The organism is Flavobacterium sp. HNIBRBA15423 (assembly GCF_052655965.1).
This window is the reverse complement of record NZ_CP199751.1, coordinates 1,724,732-1,744,964: the sequence shown is the minus strand read 5'-3', so window position 1 is coordinate 1,744,964 and position 20,233 is coordinate 1,724,732. Positions and strand designations below refer to the sequence as shown.

Here is a 20,233-nt window from a genome sequence, read left to right as displayed (position 1 = left end):
AAGGAACGACTCAGTTCAATATAAAGTATAACTATAAATTTCACACTTTCTTATTAAAACTTATTAAAGGAAAATCTAATCACAAAGTATATGTTTTTCATATACTTAATAATTCGTTAAATTAAAAAGACAAAAAAATGAAATTATTATTAAAACTATTTATAGGTATTTTTGCTTTTTGCAATATTATTTCTGCAAATGCACAAATTACCTTGCATACCATTGGAGATTCTACCATGGCAAATTATGACGAAAGCACAACAGATAAAAGAGGTTGGGGTATGATGTTTCAGCAGTTTTTTACTTCTGATGTCATTGTTAATAACCGTGCAAAAAGCGGTGCTAGTAGTAAAAGTTTTTATTTGGAAACTCCTTATTGGACTACAGTAAAACAACAAATACAAGCGGGTGATTATGTAATAATTCAATTTGCACATAACGATGAGAAAAATGACGGGTTAGATGGTGGAACTGATCCCAATAATCCAATAAATGGGACAGATTATCGGGGAACAAGTGCCCAAGGTACTTATAAAGATTATCTTAGACTTTATATAGATGAGACACGTGCACTAGGTGCTACACCTATTTTAGCAACGGCTATGTGCAGAAAGTATTTTAATAGTGGTACTATTACTCGCAAAGGTCGTCATGATTTAGGAGAAAATTTTAGTGTTCCTGATTCAGATCATACTTATGATTATAGCTATGCTATGCAAGAAGTTGCCATTGAAAAGAATGTACAACTTATTGACTTAACTTCCTTAACAAAGACTCTTTTAGAATCTTATGGTGATGCTGCAAGTACGGCTCAACTTTTCGTTTCTTCGGATTCTACACATCCAAATGCATTGGGTGCAACATTAGTTGCTAGATTATGTGCTCAAGAAATGGTTAATCAGAATATTTTAGCTTCTTATATTAACACATCAACTGATGTTTTGATTAATCCAACTAACTGTGACTTTGGTAATGCATATACAGGACAAACACTAACTAAAGAACTAACAATAACGGGTTTTGATCTTGTTCCGTCCGTTGGAACATTTACGCTTTCAGTAAGCAATGGCTTCTTAATAGCCGAAAATATAACTGATACCTTTAGTTCTTCTATTAATATGAACTATACAGGTGGCAATCTTGTATTCACAAAATTTTATATCTCAACAACTCAGTCAGTTGGTGGAAATAATGTAGGAATGCTTACAGTAACTAATGGAACTATTACCAAAGAAATTCCTTTAACCGCTAATTTTATTGAATTAACCGGAGGAACCGAAGTTAATCTTCTTTGGGAATTATCTGTAAATGACAGTTACGTTTTAGACGGACCAGCTATTGCAGTTGATGAATCTCATAGTAATATGTACGTACAAGCATATGCTGTGCCAAACGCTAATACTACATGGCCTGTAGGCAGTGGTTATACCACAAGAAAAACACAAAGAAACTTGATTGACGGTGGTGTTTGGCCAGCAGGAGAAATTGATGAAGTATCAACACGTTATATCCAATTTGGAATTTCTGCAGCTCAGGGAACAGAATTAAATATTGATTTAATAAGCATGTATATTGGTGGAGCAGGTGGTAATGGTATGAGATGCCGTATTTCTTATTCTACCGATGATTTTGCAACTACATCTGTAGTTGGAGAGTTTACAAGTATGACATCAAATACTATGTATGCTGTTTCAAAGATACCTGTTGTTAATCTGGCTTATGGTGATACTTTAAAACTACGTGTCTATCCTTGGTATAGCTCAACCGCAACGGGAAAAACTATATGCCTTGCGGATGTTAAAATTCATGGAGTAGCCATTCCTGTTTCAAATTTATCAGTTAATGAGTATTCTGAAAATCAATTAAAATGGATAGTAGAAGATGATTTTATTAAAATTATAAATGCTCCCTTAAACAGCAAGGTCGCAATCTATGACTTAACAGGAAGAGAAATACTTAAATCATCAATTATTAACAATGAGTTATCTATTATAGAATCACCTAAAATTAAAGGCATTTATATTGGCAAAGTGGAATCAAATGAAGGTACACAAACAATAAAGTTTTTAGTACAGTAAGAATAATTTTGCTACATTAAAATATGGAAAGGCAATTAATTGTTTGAATAAATTTTTTAAAAGTTGAATACGTTAATGAATTGCTTTTTAACTATATAATCTGATTGATTTTCTTAGTTAAAGCCATAAAAACCGTCTTAGTAGGTACTTAGACGGTTTCTTTTTTCATTCTACACACTTTGAACCTAACATTTTGCACTTTATTTTCGTCCCTTATATGGTTTTTTTAAATATCTCGTTAAGAATATTTAATACTTAAAAAGATATTTTGAACAATCTTAGTTTATTTTAAACCTACACAAATTATATGAGGTTTTATATCTAAAATTTTCCTTTCCATTTAGAAAAATTAATTTTAACTTAACTAATTCTTTACAATTTTTCTATTAATAACACCTTCAGGAGTATAAACTTTAATAATGTAGTTTCCTGTATTTAAATTACTCACATCAATAACAGTAGTATTTCCATCATACTTTTTAATCAATTTTCCAGTCATATCATAAATATCTATTCTTTCGATTTCATTATTATCCATATCTGAAATTGTTAATTCATTTGATGCTGGATTTGGAAAAAGTAACAAATTATTTTTTCTAAATATAGCTGTCCTTAATGCTTCATATTCCGTTTTTATATAATATAAGTTGGCAACATTTCCTTTTGTAATAACATGGTTACCAGCAGAAATTGAAGGTATAATAACTAATCCTGAACTTGCTGTATAAGCAACGTTATCTAGTTTTATTGTTCCATTAAAAGAAGGGTCAAATACTAAAGTTAAAGTTGAAATAGTTGGAGTAGTGTAGCTTATATTTGTTGAAGACTCTATTTTTAGACGTGCTGTTAATGTTAATCCATCATAAGTAGTTGATCCTGCTGTGGAATTCATGTTTGCAGATGTAAAAGTGTAAAAAGAACTATTAAGAGTAGAAATTGTAAAATTGTGAATTTCGTTTCCTAAATTGGATGCATTTGTAATAGTTATAGAACCAGTACCAGATATAGGAGTTCCTGAAGTTCCAACTGTTGTAATCGTAAAGCTAACATCTTCTGTAGGAGTTCCAGAAATTGTTACAGTTTTATTTGTCATGTCTTTAATAAAACTTAATCCAGATACTGGTAAATTGGTAATAGTAGCATCAGTTGCAGTGCCACCCCAAGTAAATAGTATTGGACTAATTGCATTACCTGTTACAACAACTTGTTCATTATTACTTGGAATAGTTAGTGTTTGAGTACTTCCTCCAGTAGACGATATACCTTGAACGGAAACAAGTTGTGAATTATATGAAGTTAATAATGTCATTAATCCTGTATTTACTGCATACGAAGTATCATCAACTGAATTGTTAAATGAAAAATTAATATCTCCACCAGAAACACGCCCAGAATGTTGAATGGCTTTATCTCTAGCTGTTGTAGGATTATCAATAACTAAACTATTTATGTATAATGAGGAGTTGGTATCAAAATTGTTATAAAAATTGCCTCCTTGAAAAGACGTTATATTACTACTTATATTTTCATTTCTAGTAGTTGCAACATAAGCATCAAATTGAGATGAATTAGTCAAAGCATCATAAGGTAAAAAACTAGTTTGTCCTACCATATAGTTATTATATGCTTTTATAAAACCTCCATCTTCATCTGAAAAAGTTCCTGGAGAACCATTTAATATATCGCTACCTTGTTTAGAGATCAGCATTGGGTATTTGCAATTTCTAAAATAATTTCCTTCCATAAAAACAGAAGAACCTAAAGTTGAACCAGTACTGTATTTTGAATTTCCATCAAAATAATTGTTATAAACATGTGCAGAATAATATCTAATTCTCGGATGTCTAGAATCTGAATGATCAAACCAATTGTGGTGATAAGTAATATATAAACCTGTAGTAGTGTTTTCGCTTAAACCTAAGAGACAACTTTTGCCCGAATCCCAAAAATGATTATATGAAAAAGTTATATAAGTTGATTTTTTACAGTCCAAAGCACCATCACCTTTAGCTTGGTCGGATGAACTTCCTGGACTACCATAAAATAAATCACAATTATGAACCCAAACATAATTATTGTCTTGTTGTAAACCTATATTGTCACCTTCAGAAGCATCTGTAAGCATAAATCCCAAATTACGAACTTCTATATTTGATCCTTTTTTTATTCGCAAGCCCCAACCATTTGCTAAAGCATCTGAACCAATGCCTTCAAATGTAATTGACCCTAACGAATTATTATCATTTTCTATCACTAAATCACCATTTAGCATATAATTAAAATTCGTTAAATTTCCAATTAATCTAACAGAAAGAGGTCTACTGTCGTATCCTTTCTTAAAACCATCTAAAATAGTTTGTAAACCCACACAAGGGTTAGAATTTGCTCCAGTTACATTCAATGAAATTGTATTTTTTGTATCTTCTGTAATATATAAAACTACAGCATTTGATTTTAAAGTACCATTTAAATTATATGCTCCTGGAATCTTTCCATTACTATGAGCAAAACCTGTTCTATCATGCGTTAATACAGTAATACTATTTGATACTGTTCCCGTTCCTTCTATACTTGCTGTAACTGGTGCAACTTTAAAAGTATAATTACCAGCTTCAAGACCAACTATATCAGCTCTAAAATAAGTACCATAATTACGAATAAGTTGTGTATCAATTAATTGATTAGTATAACCACCACCTGTATAATAAACATTATAACTATCAACTCCATTAATTGGATTCCAAGTTATATATGCAGATTCAAGCCAAGGAGTTGCTTGTGTAATAGTTACTGTCTGTGCATAAAAATGAATAGGAGTAAAGACTAAAACTAAGAGTATTATTTTTTTCATGTCAAAATAGTAAAAAATTAAGTTAATTATTTATGTTTTAAAAGTTACGTAATCGATTATGTAAATATATACATAAAATAAATATATTACTCTTAAAAATAAATATTATTTAAAAAAAATGTAAAATATATACATTATACATAATAATAAAGCTACATTTTATAATATGTCATATTTTTTTAATGTAAATTAAGTTTTTTGTAACTATCATATTTTATCAAAAAAAAGATGTTTTTTGTGAATTTGGCTTTCTAAAGTTTCATTTTTTACATTTTAACGATTTTTTTTGATAAATTTTAGGTAAAATATTAAAAAAAAAGACCTTTTAATTTATTATTTTAAAATATTTTATATTTTTGTGTAATCGATTACGATAAAATAATTTATATGAAATTAGGCTTTTGTTACTAAATTGAAATTAAACATGATGAAAACTTCTTTTCTATTAATTATAACGGTTTCTATAACTAATTTATATTCACAATCTAAAACAGATTTTTCTTATACGACTATATCAGAGTATAATAAACAAGTAAAAAAGTTTCCTTTTATTAAAATGGTAAGTCCAATAAAGGATTCTTTGATTAAAGAAGAGGAAAATATTATTTATTTTAAATCAAAAAAAATAACTCTTGCCTTTGATTCTTATCAATTAAAATCTAGAGAAAAAAAACCAGCGATACTCTTAATTCATGGTGGTGGTTGGAAATCAGGTAATAAATCTATGCTAAAACCTTTAGCTCAAAATATTGCTAAAAGTGGCTATAGCTGTTTTACAATTGAGTATAGATTATCTGATGAAGCCCAATATCCTTCATCTATAGATGACATATTAGAATCTTTAAAATTTATAAAAAAAAATGCACATAAGTTTAACATAGACACACTCAAAGTGGGTGTTTTAGGTTGTTCATCTGGTGGACAAATGGCTTCTTTATTGGGCGCAAAATTTCCAAAATATTTCCAAGCCATAGTAAATTTAGATGGTGTTTTGGCATTTCATCATCCAGAGTCTAGTGAAGGAACATTAGCCGCCAAATGGTTAGGAGGAACGTATGAGGAAAAACCTTATGTTTGGCATGAAGCTTCTGCACTTAGTCATGTTGATGAAAGAACTTCTCCAATTCTTTTTATAAATAGTCAATATGATAGATTTCATGCAGGAAGAGATGATTTCATTAATATATTAAACAAATACCATATCTATAATAAAATTGAAACAATAAAAGATAGTCCTCATACTTTTTGGTTATTTGAACCATGGTTTGAAGATACTTTACTATATATAACCAATTTTCTAGACTCAATTTTTAAATCTAATCGATAAAATGAAAACATTAAAATTAATTACCGGAGTAATTATTCTTACAATTTTTATTGCTTGTAAAGATAATACTGAAACAAAAATAACTGTTGAAAAGAACACTAAAAAAGAAGAAATAGTAAAAACATATGCAGAGCTTTCCATAAAAGAAGGAGGACATTGGAAAGGAAGAGAATATTTAGAAGGAACATTTAAAAATGTAGATAGCTTAAAAGTTCCTGCTGAACATACTGACCACTCTTGGTATATTAGATATGAAGGACCTGGTTGGGAAAGTAATAAAATCGGGTATAGATTATATTTAGATTGGAGAAATGCAATCGACATCTTTGGTAAAGTTACTGATACAATGGTTTTGTCTAAAGTTGGACAAGATGGCTTTGATTCTTATCATAAACCACAATCTTGGGGCTCTGATATTCTAAAAGTAGGAAAAGGGCTTGGTATTGGTTCCATTGGAAGATACGTAAACAAAGAGGTGATTCATTTTAAAGAAGTAGATTCTACATTTGCTAAGGTTGAAAATTTAGAAAATCAATCTATTGTAAAAGTGAATTATTTTGGTTGGAAGACTAATAATCAAAAAACAAACTTAAAATCAACATTATCTATTTCTGCTGATGAAAGATATACAAAGCATACCATCCAAAATTCAGAAGGTTTAGATGGAATTTGTACTGGAATTGTTAAATTGAATAATCTTCCTTTAATTCAAAAAGAAAGTGATAACAAGAAATGGGCTTATATTGCTACTTATGGAGAACAAACACTTATTCCTGATGATTTAGGAATGGCAATTTTTTATGAAGTAGCAACTGCTGAAAATATTTTTAAAGGAGAACACGATCATTTAATCCAGTTTAAACCTACAAAAAGTGAAGTGTCTTTCTATTTTTTAGGAGCATGGGAACAAGAAGTTAATGGAATTAAAACACAAGAAGAATTTCTAGCATATCTAAATGAAAAATTAAAAGAGTTAAATTTATCAAATAAATTAAAATAAGAATGAAAAAAAGAGTCCTGAAAACAAACGGTTTTATCTATATACTAGTTACTATTTTATTTTTTACAAATTGCAAACAAAAAATAAAAGAATCAGAAGTTAAAGACTTACCAAAAGAAATGGCAATTTCTGATTCTTTAAAATGGTCAGAACGATTAGCTTTAACAATAATAAAAAATCATCCAAAGGCTTTTCAAATTGATGGTAGAAAAGAACCTAAATGGGATTATGTTCATGGCTTAGTATTAACTTCTTTTGAACAACTTTACAAAAAGACAAATAATAAAAAGTATTACGATTATATAAAAGAATATGCAGATATTACAATTGATAGTACTGGCAATATTCCTTCTTATAAATATGAAAAATTTAATATAGATATGATTGAAGCTGGTAATATTTTATTCCATTTGTATGAAACTACAAAAGAAGAGAAATATTTAAAAGCCATGCAACTTCTAAGAAAACAATTGTCTGAACATCCAAGAACTTCAGAAGGTGGATTTTGGCATAAAAAAATATACCCTTCTCAAATGTGGCTAGATGGTTTGTATATGGGAGAACCTTTTTATGCTCACTATACTGTTAAATTTGAAGAAGGTAAAAATTTAGAAGATGTAGCCAAACAATTTGAATTAATTCAAAAACATGCTTTGGATTCAAAAACAGGATTATTATACCATGGTTGGGATGAAAGTAAAGCTATGGCTTGGGCCAATAAAGAAACTGGAACTTCACCAAATTTTTGGTCACGTTCATTAGGTTGGTATGCAATGGCTTTAGTAGATGTATTAGATTATTTTCCTGAAAATCATCCAAAGCAAAAAGAATTGGTTTTATATTTAAATCAATTAGCGAAAGCTTTAGTGAAGCAACAACATTCTTCAGGATTATGGTATCAAGTAACAGATATGGGTGATAAAGAGGGGAATTATTTAGAAGCTTCTGGTTCAGCTATGTTTGCTTATGCATTAGCCAAAGGTGTAAATAAAGGGTATTTATCTGCAGAATATAAAACCGCAGCTAATAAAGCTTTCGATGGTATCACAAGAGATTTGATAAAAGTTTCTGAAGATGGTGAAGTTACAATAACACAAGCTTGTGCTGTTGCTGGTTTAGGTGGTGACCCATATAGAGATGGTTCATACGAATATTATGTAAACGAACGTAAAAAAGATAATGATCCTAAAGCAACTGGTTCTTTTATTTTGGCTGCTTTGGAACTAAATAAATAAAAAATGAGTTTTTCTCCAATACATACTGCTTTATGTTCTTTTGGAATGAGTGGCAATTTATTTCATGCTCCTTTTCTCACCGTAAATCCAAAATACAACTTATATGGTGCTTTGGAAAGAACTAAAAATCAAGCCATTGAAAAGTATCCTCAAATAAAAACGTTTAGAACGCTAGAAAATTTATTGGCTGATGATACTATTGAATTAGTTATTGTTAACACACCAAATATAACGCATTATAATTTTACCAAACAAATTATAAATGCAGGCAAAAATGTAGTGGTAGAAAAACCTTTTACTGTAACTGTTTCAGAAGCGGAAGAATTAATCCAATTAGCTAAAGAGAAAAATGTAGTTCTTTCTGTTTATCACAATCGTCGCTATGACAGTGATTTTAAAACTGTTAGAAAAATACTTAAAGAAAATTTATTAGGAGATATAGTTGATGTTGCCATTCATTATGATCGTTTTGTTCCAGAATTGAGTTATAAAACACATAAAGAAACACCTACAGTTGGAGTAGGTAGTTTGTATGATTTAGGCTCACATTTAATAGATCAAGCCTTACAATTATTTGGTATGCCAAATGCTGTTTTTGCAGATTTAGATTGTAAAAGGCCTAATTCTAAGGTTGTCGATTATTTCGATTTAAAATTATACTATAAATTACATAAAGTAACTCTTAAATCAAGTTATTTTGTTCGTGAACCTTTGCCTAGTTATGTTTTACATGGTACAAAAGGATCTTTTATAAAAACAAAATCTGACGTTCAAGAAACAGCTCTTCAAGCTGGAAAAACACCAGATTCAGAAAATTGGGGAATAGAACCAAAAAATGAAATGGGAATATTGCATACTGAAAAAGAAGGAAAAATAATAAAAGAGCATATTTCTTCATTAAAAGGGAACTATATGGAATATTATGATGCTCTTTATGATGCTATCAGAAATAGTTCAAAAGTTCCAATTACAGCAATAGAAGGTATGCAAGTTATACAAATTATTGAAGTTGCTTCGCTAAGTAATAAAGAAAGAAAAGTAATCCAATTATGAAATTTCAATTCTTAATAGTATTATTAATTTCAATTGTAACTGTCTTTGCACAGCAAAAAGATACAGTTTCTAATGCTTGGGTAGCAGATAATGGTGATGGGAACTATAAAAACCCAATTTTGCATTCCGATTATTCTGATCCAGATGTAATTAGAGTAGGTAATGATTATTACATGACTGCTTCCTCTTTTAATTGTGTTCCTGGTTTACCTATTTTGCATTCAAAGGATTTAGTTAATTGGAAATTAATTAATTATGCACTAAAAAAACAACCTCCTTTTGATGTGTTTGATAAAGTACAACATGGAAATGGTGTTTGGGCTCCATGCATTCGTTATCATAATAAAGAATTTTATATTTTTTATCCAGATCCAGATTATGGTATTTATATGGTTAAAACCAAAAATCCTCATGAAAACTGGTCAAACCCGCTTTTAATAAAAGAAGGAAAAGGAATCATTGATCCAACACCTTTGTGGGATGATGATGAAAAAGTTTATATGGCTTATGCTTTTGCAGGAAGTCGTGCAGGAATAAAAAGCCTTTTAGCTATTTGTACCTTAAATTCAGAAGCTACAAAAGCAAATGACGATGATGTAATGATTATTGATGGTCATGAAGAAGAATCAACAATTGAAGGGCCAAAATTCTATAAGTACAAGGGTTATTATTACATTTTTGCTCCAGCTGGAGGTGTGGCAACGGGTTGGCAAACAGTTTTAAGGTCTAAGAATATTTATGGCCCTTATGAAAAAAAGAGAGTAATGGATCAAGGAAAAACCGCAATTAATGGGCCACATCAAGGAGCTTGGGTACAAACACAAACTGGTGAAGATTGGTTTTTTCATTTTCAAGATAAAGGAGCTTATGGTAGAATAGTTCATTTACAGCCTATGAAATGGAAAAATAATTGGCCAATTATAGGAGCAGATGAAGATAATAATGGAATAGGACAGCCTGTGACTCTTTTTAAAAAACCAAATGTTGGAAAACAATTTCCTATAATTACACCACCAGATTCAGATGAGTTCAATGATAGTAAATTAGGTTTACAATGGCAATGGCACGCAAATCCACAAATCTATTGGGGTTTTCCTACAAGTATGGGACATTTTACAATGTATTGTAAACCAAAACCAGAAGATTCAAAGAATATTTATAATGTAGGTAATTTACTTTTGCAAAAATTTCCATCAGAGACTTTTACAGCTACTACAAAAATGACTTTTAATGCTCGTTTTGATGGTGAGCAAGTAGGTTTTTTAATTATGGGATTAGATTATAGCTATTTAAAGATTGAAAGACTAAATGGACAACTTTTTCTTTCTCAAGTTATTTGCAAAAATGCAGATAAGAATATGGAGGAACAAGAAATTGATAGAATTAACTTAAAATCAAATACCATTTATCTTCAAGCTGAAGTTAAAATAGGTGGTGTTGTAGTTTTTTCATACAGTACAAATGGAATACAATATGAAAAAATTGGAAACGATTTTGCTTCCAGAGAAGGGAAGTGGATTGGAGCAAAAATTGGCTATTTAGCCTTACGAAATGGCTCAATTAATGATGCCGGTAGCGTAGATATTGATTGGTTTAGAGTAAATAATTAAAACATTAAATTATGTCTTATAAAAAAATATTAATTTTAAAATTTAGTTTATTATTTATTTTGAATTTGAATGCTCAAATTCAAAATAAATCTTGGAAAAACATTATTTATAAAAGTGATGATGCTTGGTTTGCTTCAAATGAAGCAAAAGAAATAGCAGAAAATGTTTTGTTATATCAAAGAGATATTGGTGGTTGGCCCAAAAATATTCAAATGCAAGACAAATTAGCTGAAGTAGATAGAATAGCATTAACTTTATTAAAGCCAAATACTAAAGACATAACTATAGATAATGGAGCAACTATTCAAGAAATGGATTTTCTTTCAAAAATGTATAAGCAAATTCCTGATAATCGCTACAAAGAAGCCTTTCTTAAAGGATTAGACTACATTTTAGAAGCCCAATATAAAAATGGAGGTTGGCCCCAATTTTACCCTTTAAAAAAAGGATATTATACACACATCACTTATAATGATAATTCGATGATAAATGTTCTTAATCTTTTAAAAGAGATTAAAGATAAAACAGATTTTTATTCCATAAAACCTAATGATAAAATTATATTAAAAGCACAAAATGCTTTTAATAAAGGAATTGATTGTATTCTAAAAACACAATACAAACAAAATGGTATTTTAACAAGTTGGTGCGCCCAACATGACGAAAACAGTTTATTACCTGCAAAAGCTAGAGCTTACGAATTACCCTCATTAAGTGGATATGAATCAGCTGATATAGTGCTATTGTTAATGTCGATTGAAAATCCATCAAAAGAAATTATAACTGCTGTAAATGCTGCAGTAACATGGTTTGAAAAAGTAAAAATTACTGGCTTAAGAGAAGAAAGAACCTATGATGAAAAAGGAAAAGTAAATGATAAAAAAATGATTCCAGATGAAAATGCTCCTGCAATTTGGGCTCGTTTCATGGAGTTAGACGATAATCGACCTTTCTTTTGTGATAGAGATGGAATAAAAAAATATTCTATTGAAGAGATTGGTTCAGAGAGAAGAAATGGTTATGCTTGGTATGTTACAAGTCCAGAAAAAGTTTTAAAAAAATATCCCAAATGGAAAGTAAAGAACGGAATTACAGCTTTAAAACAACAGCAAAATGACAAATATTATGTTGTAGTTACTCAAGATGGAAGTGGTGATTATAAAACTATTCAAGAGGCAATTAATAATTCCAAAGCATTTCCTTATGAAAGAATTACAATCTTCATCAAAAATGGTATTTATAAAGAAAAAATAAAAATTCATGAATGGAATACAAATGTTTCATTAATTGGAGAAAGTAAGGAAAAAACCATTATTACTTACGATGATTATTTCAATAAATTAAGTTTAGGTAGAAATAGTACATTCTACACCTATACAGTTCTTGTTGAAGCCAATGACATTATCTTAAAAAACTTAACTATTGAGAATTCATCTGGAGATGTTGGCCAGGCAGTAGCATTATCCGTTTTTTCTCATAGAATAGTTGTAGTTGATTGTCGATTACTAGGCAATCAAGATACTCTTTATGCATCTGGTATTGGTAAACAGTATTACAAAAATTGCTATATCGAAGGTACAACTGATTTTATTTTTGGAAGCGCAACAGCTTTTTTTGAAAATTGTGAAATTCATTCGAAAAAAGATTCCTACATAACAGCTGCTTCTACACCTAAAGATAGCTTATTCGGTTATGTTTTTAAAGATTGTAATTTAACTTCAAATGATATAACTAGTAAAGTTTATTTAGGAAGACCTTGGAGAATTTATGCTAAAACTGTCTTCATAAATTGTACGCTAGGAAAACATATTTTACCAGAAGGTTGGCATAATTGGTCCAAATCTGAAGCAGAAAAAACAAGTTTTTATGCAGAATATGAAAATAGAGGAGAAGGTTCAAACACAAAATCAAGAGTTTCTTGGTCTCACCAACTTTGTAAAAAGGAATCAAAAAAATATACACAAAAAAATGTTTTAGGAAATTCAAATTGGTATGAAAATATATAAATTATTTGTTTTAAGTACATTACTTTTTTTAGGATGCAAAAGTTCAAACTTGTCTGATTCTGAAAATCAAAATATTACAATTTACACCATTGGTGATTCTACAATGGCTAATAAAAAGAATCCTGAAACAAATCCAGAATTTGGTTGGGGACAAGTTTTACCTGATTTTTTTACAGAGAATGTAATCATTAAAAATCATGCAGTAAATGGTAGAAGTACAAAAAGTTTCAGAGAATTAAAACATTGGCAACCCGTTTTAGATTCATTAAAACCAGGTAACTATGTTTTTATCCAATTTGGTCATAATGATTCAAAAGATACAGATCCTAAAAGATATACAAATCCGCAAACATCATATCGCTATAATTTAATGCGTTACGTTGAAGAAACTAGATCAAAAGGAGCAATTCCTATTCTATTTTCCTCAATTGCAAGAAGAAAATTTAATCCAGAAGGTGTCTTATTAGATTCTCATGGTAATTATACACTAGTGGCTAGAATGGTGGCACAAGAGATGAATGTTCCTTTCATTGATATGCAATATTTAACCGAAAAATTAGAAGAATCTTATGGTTTAGAAGATTCAAAAAAATTACATCTTCATTTTGCTAAAGGAGAAAATTCTTATTTTCCAGATGGAAAAGAGGATAACACTCATTTATCTAAATTAGGAGCAAATGAAGTAGCCAATTTAGCTGTTAAAGAATTGGCAATAAAAGTTGAAGCCTTAAGAAAATTCATCAAAAAATAAGAAATGAAACTCTTTAAAAACATAATAATATTGATAATGATACAAATGACAACTAATTTGTATGCACAATCAATTGAAGTAGAACTTTGGAATGGTAAAATTCCAAATGCTATTCCAAATTTAGAATATGAAGAGATTAAAGTTTTTGAAGATTCAGTTTTAGTTAAAGTGAGCCAAGTTAAAATTCCTACTATTACTATTTTTAAACCTAAAAAACCAAATGGAACTGCAGTAGTTATTTGTCCTGGTGGTGGTTATCTACATTTAGCTATCAATAAAGAAGGTTACAAAGTTGCTGAATGGTTGAACGAACTTGGAATTACTGCTATTGTTTTAAAATACAGATTACCATCTGATGCAATTATGAAAGAGAAAGAAATTGGTTCTTTGCAAGATGTACAAGAAGCTATTAGATATGTTAGACGTAATGCAAAAAAATGGAATATTAGTAAAAATAAAATTGGTATTATGGGATTCTCAGCTGGAGGACATCTTGCGTCAACATTGGCTACACATTATAATGATGTAATCTACAAAGTGAAAGATACTGCAAGTGCAAAACCAAATTTTTCAATTTTAATTTATCCAGTTATTTCTATGGATGATGAAATAACTCATAAAGGATCTAAAGTTAATTTATTAGGCAAATCACCTTCTAAAGAAGCAATCCAAAAATATTCTAATGAAAAACAAGTTGATTCACTAACACCAAAAGCCTTTTTAATTCATGCAACTGATGATAAATCAGTTGTAGTTGAGAATAGTATTAAGTATTATTTAGCACTAAAGAGTAAAAATATAACTTCCGAATTGCATCTTTATGAAAAAGGAGGTCATGGTTTTGGATTAGGTAAAGAAGATACTAGTCAATTTTGGACAAAAGATTGTGAAAATTGGCTTAAACTTAATAGCTATTTGGATTAGTTTTTAAAATTATTTTTTTAAATATTATATTAAGGACAAATTATTTTTTCATAACACATGTTTCGTAATCGATTACATTTTTAAATATTATTATATTGCTAAATAATTTATTTGCTTAACCTAAAATAATAGTTATGAAATTTAATTTTTTTATTAAATCAGTGCCTAGGAGTAAAATTCCTTAAAGTTGATACCATTAGTTAGAATTCAAAATGAATTTTAATATAATCTAATTTGTGAATTCATGGATTTAAAACTAATTAATTCACCTTAACAAACAAACATTTAATCTTATGAAAAAAAAACTTTTATTGATACTTACTTTATGTTTAGTAAGTGTAACAACATTTGCAACAAATTATTATGTTGCAACCACAGGCAATGATTCAAATTCTGGAACATTGAGTAGTCCTTTTAAAACACTCGCTAAAGCAATTAGTGTTGCATCAGCAGGTGATTATATTTATCTTCGAGGTGGAACACATAATGTTACGTCTTCTCCTATAGTGATTACAACTAACGGTACTTCTTCTGCTAAAATTAATGTTCATGCTTATGGAAGTGAAATACCAGTACTTCGCTTTAATAATATTGAAAGTGATTCTAATAGAGGTATTGTTTTAGACGGAGATAATTGGTATTGGAAAGGTATTACAATTGAAAGAGCTGGTGATAATGGAATGTTATTATCAGGAAATAATAATATTATTGAAAATTGTATATTTAGAAATAATTATGATACAGGATTACAATTAAGCAGATATAGCAGTTCGGCTACTAGTATTAGTCAATGGCCAACTAATAATTTAATAATTGGATGTGAATCTTATGACAATAGAGATAGTGCCAATGAAGATGCAGATGGATTTGCTGCTAAATTAACTGTGGGAACTGGAAACATTTTTAGAAAATGTATAGCACACCATAATATTGATGATGGATGGGATTTATATACTAAATCAGATACAGGACCAATTGGAATTATTACTTTAGAAGAATGTATTGCTCATAATAATGGAATATTAACTTCAGGAGGTACTTCAGGAGGAGGAGATAAAAACGGATATAAATTAGGATCTTCTGCACATCAAATTAATCATATTGTACGTCGTTGCATTGCCTATAAAAATGGTAAACATGGATTTACTGATAATGGTAATACTGGTACTATTGAATTTACAAATAACACTTCTTATGATAATGATGGATACAATTGGCATACAAGAGATGGAGCTAGTCATATATTCAAAAATAATGTGTCTTTTGAGAATTCTACAAATGACCGTATAAGAGGAAATACTTCAGCACCAAACTCATTTGTTGGGGCAACAGGAGGTTTTACAGTTAATAGTTCAGATTTTGAAACACTATCAATAGCATCTAACGCTAATCCTACATCTAATGGTTTCCTAAAACCAAAATCTGGTAGTGACTTAATTGATGCAGGAGTAACATCAACTGGAATTACTTATAATGGTTCTAACCCCGATTTAGGAGCTATTGAATATGGAGGAACAGTAACACCACCTCCTGGAAATTCAGAAATTATATTATCTGCTAGTGCTGGAAATAATCTTGTAAATTTAAATTGGACAATAAACAATCTAACAGTTACTGGTTTAGAAGTTTATAGAGACACCGATTCAAATCCAAGTGGCAGAGTACGAATTGCTCAAGTAAGTACTTCAACTCGATCTTATACAGATAATAATGTAAATAGTGGTATAACTTATTATTATTGGATAAAAGCAAATGGTAGTGTTAATTCAAATGCAGTTTCTGCAACACCAAGTGGAAGTTCTTCTGGTGGTGGTTCTAGTTCAGGAAACGAGATACATAATTTCACAGTTTCTGAAAAAAATAGTACCTTTTATACTATTACAGGAAATATGAATTCTAATGATGGTTTAGTTTCTTATAATGGTTTAAGACTAACTAGAAGATTAAAAATTGAAACTAGTACATCTATAACTTTTACAACTTCTGCTTCTGCAACTTTAACATTAGTGTTTGACAGTACATTCACAGGAGATGTAAAGGTTAATAATGTTTCGCATACTGCATCATCTGGAGGAATTGTTACAGTTTCATTACCAGCAGGAACAAACACTATAACAAAAGATGATACTACAAATTTATATTACATTGGTACTACATATTCTTCAAATAGAGAAGCTAGTACAAATGAAAATATAAAAAATAATGGTTTTGATATGCTTATATATCCAAATCCATCTCATAATGTCTTAAATATAAATCTATCCAAAACTAATAAAAATGAGAGTATATCAATAATTAATATGTTAGGAGTAGAGGTATTAAAAGTAAACAATGTTACAAATAGCAATACAATTGATATTAGCAATTTAGCGAAAGGAACTTATATTATAAAACTTATATCAGATAATAATAATGAAACTAAAACTTTTATGAAAAATTAGTTTACTTAATTTATTCTAAATATTTAAGTCCGATGTTAGTAATACTGCATCGGATTTTTTATTCTAAAAGTTTGAAGTATTTTAATCATTAATCTACTTAAACATTTATACAGAATTTACTATTGCGAAGAGTTAATAGATTTAAAAATAAATTTCCTAAAACTTAAAATTGAAAAAGGAACAGTATAGAATAGACCAGAAGTTTTATATTAATTTGCTTTATTAAACCAATTGAGGGAAATAATAAATGAAAATAATCACACTTTATAATTTCTATTTTACATAATGTATATTATAGTTCAAAGTTTATACGTTATTCGGGTTAATTATTTCTTTATCAAAGATATAAAAACAGATTCAAAATAGTGTTTTTTAACATAATTTTAACAAAGAAGTCTTTTTTTTGTTAATGTATTGATTAATAGAAAGGTTAAGCTTTCAAATTTTACGTAATACGGAAAGAAGTAAGGGGTAGTTACTAGCGACCCCTACCTTGTTTTTAGATTGCGTTTTAATCGGAAGTAATTATTTTTAATTTATTTTTTTTTTCGTTACAAAAGTACGAATTATTTCAAAAAAGCTAAAAATTAACGCCTTAAAAAGATTTTCTAAAGCTTTGCCACTTATCAGGGCAAAACTTTGAAAAGCTAAATTTAAACGTGAATTTTGAGACAGAATTTTGAAATAATTACGTGATAACGAAGTAAGAAAAAAAAGAAAAATTAAAAAAAAAAGAAAATATCATTTGGACGGGCAAGCCCTATTTTTTTTTTTTTTTTTTATTCAAGTATTCAAAGCTTTTAAAAAAGCTTAACCAAAAATTTTTAATTATTTATATTGTAAACGTACAGATTATAAAAAAAAAAAAAAGACATACTTGTTATATCTGCAAAAGAAAAAGATATGGCGAAAAAATGAAAAAAATTGAATATTTAAATACAAACTTAACATTTTGTCTACTGGAGAAGACAAACGTTTGTAAAGAATGCGTAAACGAACATAAACAAAAATTGTCCGTTCAGGTCAGACAATTAATAATAATAATCAATAAATTATGATTGAAATCAAAATTAGAGACAAAAAACTCATTAAAATGTTTGAAGTATATAAAGATATAAACGGACTTAAGACAAATACAGCCGTTTTAAGACAGCTTCTAAATGAAGAGGACAAAGTTATTAACTTAGAAAAGAAAATCGAAATTTTACAAGAAAAAATCAATCTTTTAAATTTTAAACATAAAAAAAACCCTTACTAATTTTAGCAAGGGTTTTTTATTATTCGGGAGGAGACCAAGATTGTAAAATAATTATTTCGTCATCAGTTAACGGAACGGTAAATTTTACCTCATAACCCGAATAGGTTACAGTTCCAGAAAAGTCTCCACTAAACAAAAGAGGTGCTATAATATTTGGTTGACCTGATATTTGAAAAAAGAAACTTGAATAACTACCCTCAAATTCATTAATAACTCGAGGAATTATATTAAAATCTTTGTTTGGAAAATGATAGCAAAGCAACTCTTCTAAAAATAGCCTACCATCTGTTTTTTGACATTCACACATATTAAATTGTATTATTTCCTTTAGTGGCACGACCGAAATAAAAGCTTATAACTTGGGTTGAACCAGCGATAAAAGAAAAGTTAAAGTATTGGTTTACAAATTCACGGTTAAGTGGCGGAAACTCAAAGAAAATGGCTAAAAAACCAGCCATTACAGAATTAAACAAAATAACAGCAGATAAATAATAAACAAATCGTTTTGAAAAAGTATCATTTTGCTTTAAAGCTTCAATTTGCATTTTTCTAGCGTTGTCCATATCTTCAAACTCTTTTTGTGAAATATCTAAAAGCTTCATTTTTAATTCATGTTCGAAATGGTCTCTTTTTGACTTATCAGGAATAACCTTATTTAATAAATCCGAAATTGGATTCCCAACACCAAAAATTTTACCTATAAATTCTATTGCTTTATTCATTGAGTTAATTAATTAAAAATTTTAAACGATATTTTATAATGCGTTCTAGCGGTGTTTGCCACCTTGTTTTTACCATTGAATCAGCGTTTTTTAAAGCCTCATCAAAACGAGTTTGTGTTAAATTCCTAGTATCTCCTAACTTATTTTTATAAAAAAATTGAGTTGTACCTCTATGAATATCATTAACTATCCAAAAGTTAACGATTCTATATTTTTTTCTATACCTATTTCTTCTCATTAGCCTTATATTTTTTACGTTCATTTACAAGCTTATAGCCTGTATAAACTAAAGTTAAGATTAAAATAATAAACTGAACAAAATCATTAATTTGAGTAAAAAAAGTTAAAAAAGACATTAAAGTAAGTGTATACACTTTTGTTAAATCTTCAAACATATTACCAAAAAATAAAGATTACTATTGGAATTAAAAACCATAAACTCATAGCACTTTTAGCAGCGCCTAAAGTTGTATATGTCATTACACCAAGACCGTTAAGAAATAATGATTTTTCAGAATTTCTACGATTAACTAAGCCTTCTAGTTTTTTACCTTTAGAATATACCCAGCGGTCAAATTCAGCAGATACATTATGGTAACTTTGAGCATTAAGATATTTTAATAAAGTGGATTTTGAAAATTGAGGTTCTCCAATATTATAAACAAAACTCACTAAAGAATCAAATTGATTTTGAGTTAAAGGAACTTTCACATACTTATAAATACTATCTACAGCGTTAGCTACATCTTTTAATAATAATTCATTAGCACGTTCACGTGTTATCGTTTGACCTACTTTAGCAGTTTTTGTGTGACCATAACCGATTGTTAAAGTACCTCTTACTTGTGAAGCACTTGTAATTTTAACACTTGGTTGTAAGTCATCATAAGCAGTTGCTCGAAAAGATTCCCACGATTTTATATGGTCTAAGCCATTTTGCGATAATTTTAAAGACATAATTTTATTTTTTAACGGCA

General features: G+C 29.0%; 16 protein-coding genes. 11 read left to right on the top strand and 5 right to left on the bottom strand.

Going from position 1 to position 20,233, the window contains the following annotated elements; translation table 11 throughout:
- The first annotated feature begins 137 nt into the window (after nt 1-137).
- A complete protein-coding gene (locus ACULEV_RS07880) occupies nt 138-2,078 on the top strand; it encodes a GDSL-type esterase/lipase family protein (protein ID WP_445458123.1) in 1,941 nt (646 codons plus the stop codon).
- Nucleotides 2,079-2,442: 364 nt separating this feature from the next.
- Here ACULEV_RS07880 and ACULEV_RS07875 read toward each other — a convergent pair whose 3' ends face one another.
- Nucleotides 2,443-4,929, bottom strand: a complete 2,487-nt coding sequence (locus ACULEV_RS07875; RefSeq protein ID WP_445458122.1) for a pectate lyase family protein — start codon at nt 4,927-4,929, stop codon at nt 2,443-2,445.
- 424 nt (nt 4,930-5,353) lie between these two features.
- Here ACULEV_RS07875 and ACULEV_RS07870 point away from each other — a divergent pair, with 424 nt between their 5' ends.
- From ACULEV_RS07870 to ACULEV_RS07825, 10 genes are all read left to right on the top strand, one after another.
- Nucleotides 5,354-6,256: an alpha/beta fold hydrolase gene (locus ACULEV_RS07870; RefSeq protein ID WP_445458121.1), complete on the top strand. Its 903-nt coding sequence runs from the start codon at nt 5,354-5,356 to the stop codon at nt 6,254-6,256.
- Between the two features lies 1 nt (nt 6,257).
- A complete protein-coding gene (locus tag ACULEV_RS07865; RefSeq protein WP_445458120.1) occupies nt 6,258-7,256 on the top strand; it encodes a DUF4861 family protein in 999 nt (332 codons plus the stop codon).
- A 2-nt stretch (nt 7,257-7,258) separates the two neighbouring features.
- Nucleotides 7,259-8,491, top strand: coding sequence for a glycoside hydrolase family 88/105 protein (locus ACULEV_RS07860; protein ID WP_445458119.1), 1,233 nt, complete (start codon nt 7,259-7,261; stop codon nt 8,489-8,491).
- A gap of 3 nt (nt 8,492-8,494) precedes the next feature.
- Complete coding sequence (locus ACULEV_RS07855; RefSeq protein ID WP_445458118.1) at nt 8,495-9,544, top strand: Gfo/Idh/MocA family oxidoreductase; 1,050 nt, start codon at nt 8,495-8,497, stop codon at nt 9,542-9,544.
- Nucleotides 9,541-11,154, top strand: a complete 1,614-nt coding sequence (locus ACULEV_RS07850) for a glycoside hydrolase family 43 protein (protein WP_445458117.1) — start codon at nt 9,541-9,543, stop codon at nt 11,152-11,154. Before ACULEV_RS07855 ends, ACULEV_RS07850 begins: the two co-directional genes overlap by 4 nt.
- 11 nt (nt 11,155-11,165) lie before the next feature.
- Nucleotides 11,166-13,160, top strand: a complete 1,995-nt coding sequence (gene pelA / locus ACULEV_RS07845; protein ID WP_445458116.1) for a pectate lyase — start codon at nt 11,166-11,168, stop codon at nt 13,158-13,160.
- Entirely contained in the window at nt 13,147-13,911 is a 765-nt protein-coding gene (locus ACULEV_RS07840; protein WP_445458115.1) for a rhamnogalacturonan acetylesterase, read from the top strand. Before pelA ends, ACULEV_RS07840 begins: the two co-directional genes overlap by 14 nt.
- A 36-nt stretch (nt 13,912-13,947) precedes the next feature.
- Nucleotides 13,948-14,835: an alpha/beta hydrolase gene (locus tag ACULEV_RS07835; RefSeq protein WP_445458114.1), complete on the top strand. Its 888-nt coding sequence runs from the start codon at nt 13,948-13,950 to the stop codon at nt 14,833-14,835.
- 293 nt (nt 14,836-15,128) lie between these two features.
- On the top strand, nt 15,129-17,276 hold the full coding sequence (locus ACULEV_RS07830) for a T9SS type A sorting domain-containing protein (protein ID WP_445458113.1): 2,148 nt from the start codon (nt 15,129-15,131) through the stop codon (nt 17,274-17,276).
- Between the two features lie 1,054 nt (nt 17,277-18,330).
- Nucleotides 18,331-18,534: a hypothetical protein gene (locus tag ACULEV_RS07825; protein WP_445458112.1), complete on the top strand. Its 204-nt coding sequence runs from the start codon at nt 18,331-18,333 to the stop codon at nt 18,532-18,534.
- A 19-nt stretch (nt 18,535-18,553) separates the two neighbouring features.
- On the opposite strand, the gene ACULEV_RS07820 is transcribed toward ACULEV_RS07825, so the two are convergent.
- From ACULEV_RS07820 to ACULEV_RS07805, 4 genes are all read right to left on the bottom strand, one after another.
- Nucleotides 18,554-18,841, bottom strand: a complete 288-nt coding sequence (locus ACULEV_RS07820) for a hypothetical protein (protein WP_445458111.1) — start codon at nt 18,839-18,841, stop codon at nt 18,554-18,556.
- Nucleotide 18,842: 1 nt separating this feature from the next.
- A complete protein-coding gene (locus ACULEV_RS07815) occupies nt 18,843-19,256 on the bottom strand; it encodes a hypothetical protein (RefSeq protein WP_445458110.1) in 414 nt (137 codons plus the stop codon).
- Nucleotides 19,257-19,260: 4 nt separating this feature from the next.
- Nucleotides 19,261-19,494 carry a hypothetical protein gene (locus ACULEV_RS07810; protein ID WP_445458109.1) on the bottom strand — a complete coding sequence of 78 codons (234 nt, stop codon included), beginning with the start codon at nt 19,492-19,494 and terminating at the stop codon, nt 19,261-19,263.
- 158 nt (nt 19,495-19,652) lie between these two features.
- Nucleotides 19,653-20,213: a lysozyme gene (locus tag ACULEV_RS07805; RefSeq protein WP_445458108.1), complete on the bottom strand. Its 561-nt coding sequence runs from the start codon at nt 20,211-20,213 to the stop codon at nt 19,653-19,655.
- Nucleotides 20,214-20,233 lie beyond the last annotated feature (20 nt).

What these genes read in the sequence shown, in the direction of transcription:
- ACULEV_RS07880 (WP_445458123.1), top strand. Translation starts at nt 138, where the DNA reads ATGAAATTATTATTAAAACTATTTATAGGTATTTTTGCTTTTTGCAAT.
- ACULEV_RS07875 (WP_445458122.1), bottom strand. Translation starts at nt 4,929, where the DNA reads ATGAAAAAAATAATACTCTTAGTTTTAGTCTTTACTCCTATTCATTTT.
- ACULEV_RS07870 (WP_445458121.1), top strand. Translation starts at nt 5,354, where the DNA reads ATGATGAAAACTTCTTTTCTATTAATTATAACGGTTTCTATAACTAAT.
- ACULEV_RS07865 (WP_445458120.1), top strand. Translation starts at nt 6,258, where the DNA reads ATGAAAACATTAAAATTAATTACCGGAGTAATTATTCTTACAATTTTT.
- ACULEV_RS07860 (WP_445458119.1), top strand. Translation starts at nt 7,259, where the DNA reads ATGAAAAAAAGAGTCCTGAAAACAAACGGTTTTATCTATATACTAGTT.
- ACULEV_RS07855 (WP_445458118.1), top strand. Translation starts at nt 8,495, where the DNA reads ATGAGTTTTTCTCCAATACATACTGCTTTATGTTCTTTTGGAATGAGT.
- ACULEV_RS07850 (WP_445458117.1), top strand. Translation starts at nt 9,541, where the DNA reads ATGAAATTTCAATTCTTAATAGTATTATTAATTTCAATTGTAACTGTC.
- pelA (WP_445458116.1), top strand. Translation starts at nt 11,166, where the DNA reads ATGTCTTATAAAAAAATATTAATTTTAAAATTTAGTTTATTATTTATT.
- ACULEV_RS07840 (WP_445458115.1), top strand. Translation starts at nt 13,147, where the DNA reads ATGAAAATATATAAATTATTTGTTTTAAGTACATTACTTTTTTTAGGA.
- ACULEV_RS07835 (WP_445458114.1), top strand. Translation starts at nt 13,948, where the DNA reads ATGATACAAATGACAACTAATTTGTATGCACAATCAATTGAAGTAGAA.
- ACULEV_RS07830 (WP_445458113.1), top strand. Translation starts at nt 15,129, where the DNA reads ATGAAAAAAAAACTTTTATTGATACTTACTTTATGTTTAGTAAGTGTA.
- ACULEV_RS07825 (WP_445458112.1), top strand. Translation starts at nt 18,331, where the DNA reads ATGATTGAAATCAAAATTAGAGACAAAAAACTCATTAAAATGTTTGAA.
- ACULEV_RS07820 (WP_445458111.1), bottom strand. Translation starts at nt 18,841, where the DNA reads ATGTGTGAATGTCAAAAAACAGATGGTAGGCTATTTTTAGAAGAGTTG.
- ACULEV_RS07815 (WP_445458110.1), bottom strand. Translation starts at nt 19,256, where the DNA reads ATGAATAAAGCAATAGAATTTATAGGTAAAATTTTTGGTGTTGGGAAT.
- ACULEV_RS07810 (WP_445458109.1), bottom strand. Translation starts at nt 19,494, where the DNA reads ATGAGAAGAAATAGGTATAGAAAAAAATATAGAATCGTTAACTTTTGG.
- ACULEV_RS07805 (WP_445458108.1), bottom strand. Translation starts at nt 20,213, where the DNA reads ATGTCTTTAAAATTATCGCAAAATGGCTTAGACCATATAAAATCGTGG.